The organism is Thalassobacterium maritimum, from assembly GCF_031127805.1.
Classification (GTDB): domain Bacteria; phylum Verrucomicrobiota; class Verrucomicrobiia; order Opitutales; family Coraliomargaritaceae; genus Thalassobacterium; species Thalassobacterium maritimum.
Genome location: NZ_JARXHW010000102.1, coordinates 1 through 3,519, shown reverse-complemented (window position 1 = coordinate 3,519; position 3,519 = coordinate 1). Strand labels below are relative to the sequence as shown.

Here is a 3,519-nt window from a genome sequence, read left to right as displayed (position 1 = left end):
TTTTCACTAATTTACGCTTATGATGAGGTTTCATTTTTCGTTCTTAGCGTCGGGTTGGATAAGCGGTCATTAGCGTAAATAAGCGGTTAAAAAAAATACGTCTGCTAGGATTTCCTTTTTCAATTTTCTTCCCTGATCGATGAGCTCTCGCGCGGCGCGTTAGCGACGTTGACCAGAAGCGGCTGGTTCTGCCTTTCGTCTGTCGAATAGAATGATCTGGTGATTTCCAAATTCAAAATCCAAATAGTCATATTGGTCAGCAATATCCCTGAGGAAACCCATAATTGACTGATCGAAGTCGATTTTCTTGATCATGATATTGGGATCGAGATTATCGCTTAGGCTAATGTGAACATTGCACTGCCCATAGTAGCGTAGCACTTGTAGCCAGCTGATAAGTGTGGTTAGAGGGATTTCCTCCTGGTCTTTCCATTCTTTCGGCCATGTGCCTTCTATCGATCCGAAGTGTGGATTGAAGGACCTATCAAATCTTCGTTCGTAACTATAAGAGAGTTCTTTTCTTACTTGTTCTGACAACTCCGATGGTTTGAGGTAGGTCACGGGCCAGTCTTTGTATTCATCATCACGCATAAAGAACCAAGTTCCCTTCATTCCCATATCCCAGTATATTGAAGCACTTGTTCCTCCGTCCTGCTTCGATTCTACGTGAAAGGTGAAAAACTCGCCTTCTTTTAGTTCACCGTCGGCCTTCAAGACTTCATCCACTTTAACATATGCAACACTGTAGTGATACTCGTCATGCGGTGGTTTCTGCTGGAGATCGTAGTCCATCTTTACAATCTCACCGACGATGATGACTTCACTCTTTTGTGTGAGATACTCGAAAGGGTAGTCGATCAAGCACGCGAAAGCTGGAGCCGATAAGAAGAAGCTCAGGATGGGGTAAATGATTTTCATTTCTTTCGCAGAACGGAGAGGCCGGGCACCCAGCCTGTGAGTTTAGGGTCTAATGTGCTCTCGAATATCGGGCGCGCTAATGGGATTGTCCAGTCCCGCCTGGTCCGACCTCTTGAGGCTCGTCTAGCCGTGAAATCGAAAAACCCCAAAAGGCCTCATCCTTTAATCCCTTTGGTGCAGTTTCTCTCAAAGTTGTGATCCCAAACTGTGTGCACTCATTCAGCACCTCATATGCTAGTTCTTTTTTCTCTTCTCCTCTTAAATCCGCGCTAAACGATACTTTTATCGTGTGGCCTTCTACTTCAATTTTTTGAATCCCTTTCCGGTGTTGATACTGCTCGACAGTGGAGTTAAGGTTTGTGGTTTCACTCCTGTTACAAGCGGCGAATAAAAGCGCTGTAACTACAAAAATAAAGAGAGTGCCGGATTTTTTCATTTATTTGTCGAACGTAGCGCGGCTTGCCGGGCGTAGCTCGAAGAGCGAAGCCTGGGGCGCGAAAGGAGTTGATAGGTGCGTATGGGGGTAGTCTTCGAAGTTCATCCCTAAATCCTACATCCGTAAAGTCTGAGACTTTAAGTGGTTTCTTGGTGTCAAAATCACCAGTTCGGAAGAGTAATTCGCCTTCAGGAAATTTCATTCGCTCTTTTCATCCACGTTAAAGTGAAACACGGCGTTAGCCGTTGCCTCCACTGTCCTCTGCGATCATTCTATTCCTATTTCAATGATATAGAAGCGTTTGCCCGAGGAATCGAGAGGAGCACCAGTTTCGGAGCCATCATCAATCCATTCAGCTGTCGAATCATAGGTAATTGACGGCGAATTGATCGTATTCCAGCTGCTCATGTCATTCGACCATTTTACTTTGTATGGATTTTTAAATTCTGCGTTTTGTGGTGGCTGCCAGCGTAGACGCAAATCTTTATTAGGCAGCACCTCTACGCTAGGAGATGTCTGTGCAAGAAGAATAGAGTTGTATATATTCAATCGCCCCCAACCGTAATAATTATCAAAACCTGCCACATCCTGAGTGCCACCAACTTGATCTTCAGCCCCAGCAAGAAGGAGGGCGGCAACTGAATCCTGATTAAGATCAGGATGGATGGAAAGAAGTAGTGCTGAAGCTCCAGCAACTTGAGGAGCGGCAAAAGAAGTGCCCCACCACCAATCCAAATTCCCATACCGGTTTACGGTATAAATGTCTCTTCCTGGAGCAACAATATCAATTTGCGGCCCCCAATTGCTGAATGATGTTTTTGTGTCGTTACGTTCAGTTGCGCCAACGGTTATTGCTTGTGTGAGTGACCCTGGATAGCTGACCGACCCGATGCCATCATTCTGGGTAATCGTCACAAAAACGACGCCATCGCTGATTACGTTATTAATTGCACTCGTCAAGGCTGAGCTGGATCCAGTGCCACCTGCAGATAAATTAATGACACGAGCTCCGTTGTTTTTCGCGTAGTTCACGCCCGCAGCCCACCATGAGTAGTAGCCCCAATTTGAGCTATCCAGAACTTTTACCGGCATGAGCTTACACTTCCAGTCGACTCCAGCGACTAATACACCGTTGTTCGCGTTTGCTGCAATAGCACCCGCAACTGCTGTGCCGTGTCCATGGTCGTCCGATGGATTCGAATCATTGTTTGCGTAGTCATAACCATTGACGATTCGGCCACTAAATTCAGAGAGGTTCATGTTAACACCAGTGTCTAGAACTGCAACTATGATAGAATCATCGCCCTGTGTAATATCCCATGAAGCTTGAGAATCGATTTTCTGGTGGTGCCATTGTAGTGAATATGATGGATCAGATGGTACGCCTCCTCCAGAACCTGCACCGTCCAACTCAACGTTCGCAAGCCCCTTGAGATTGCTTGATAGGTATTCAAATGATTCAAAGAGAGCAGATGGCGTTTCTACTTCCAAATGGGCGAACAAGAAATCACTTTCAGGGAAAGGCTTTGTGACTCTAAATCCACTCTGCTCGATGGATGCAGCTATCACATTCTCATTTGCATTTTTAGCGATAGGGACGACCAAGTGTTCTGCACTGAAAATTTCGCGCTGCATGATTGTGGCAACGCCTATGTGTTCGAGAATTAAAATTTTACCTAAGGCAGATTCAGTCGAAACTATAACTCGCCTGACACGCCTTTCAAGTTCACCTTCAATTTCATCGAAACTAATAACCTCACGAGGTTTCAATGCTTGAGGGACGCGCCGAAGAATCTCGGCAGTCTTCACTTCCGAGTCGCTGCCTTGGTGGTCATCAATTACGGGCTTAGATATTGAAATTGGCGCAACTGAATGCGGAAACGATTCCTTTATATGGCTAGAGGCTGCCGATTTAATTGGTTGCTGTGGTGTCTTGGATTTACCGGATACCTTGTATTGAAAAAGTGTAGCGATACCAAGGACAGCGAGGCCCAAAAAGACGTATAGAAAAATTGAAAAGCGTTTCATTTATTGCAGAACGTGGATGAGCGAGTGTAGCGCGGCTTCCCAGGCGTAGCTCGAAGAGCGAAGCCTGGAGCGCGAAATGAGTTGATAGGTGCGTCTGGATATGCTGCCGCCCTTGGTCAGGTGGATTCCGCTCTGAT

3 protein-coding genes are annotated in these 3,519 nt (G+C 46.0%); all 3 read right to left on the bottom strand.

Translation table 11 applies throughout. The features are described from left to right. Nucleotides 1-159: 159 nt before the first annotated feature. The 3 genes from QEH52_RS19135 to QEH52_RS19125 all read right to left on the bottom strand — a co-directional run bounded on the left by QEH52_RS19135 (nucleotide 160) and on the right by QEH52_RS19125 (nucleotide 3,382). A complete protein-coding gene (locus tag QEH52_RS19135; protein WP_308952561.1) occupies nucleotides 160-918 on the bottom strand; it encodes a hypothetical protein in 759 nt (252 codons plus the stop codon). Nucleotides 919-994: 76 nt separating this feature from the next. Beyond that, nucleotides 995-1,354 (bottom strand): hypothetical protein, encoded by a 360-nt coding sequence (locus QEH52_RS19130; RefSeq protein WP_308952560.1) that lies wholly within the window; start codon nucleotides 1,352-1,354, stop codon nucleotides 995-997. Nucleotides 1,355-1,621: 267 nt separating this feature from the next. Further along, on the bottom strand, nucleotides 1,622-3,382 hold the full coding sequence (locus tag QEH52_RS19125; protein WP_308952559.1) for a S8 family serine peptidase: 1,761 nt from the start codon (nucleotides 3,380-3,382) through the stop codon (nucleotides 1,622-1,624). Nucleotides 3,383-3,519: the final 137 nt, after the last annotated feature.

Coding starts and splice junctions, on each gene's coding strand:
- QEH52_RS19135 (WP_308952561.1), bottom strand. CDS start 918: ATGAAAATCATTTACCCCATCCTGAGCTTCTTCTTATCGGCTCCAGCT.
- QEH52_RS19130 (WP_308952560.1), bottom strand. CDS start 1,354: ATGAAAAAATCCGGCACTCTCTTTATTTTTGTAGTTACAGCGCTTTTA.
- QEH52_RS19125 (WP_308952559.1), bottom strand. CDS start 3,382: ATGAAACGCTTTTCAATTTTTCTATACGTCTTTTTGGGCCTCGCTGTC.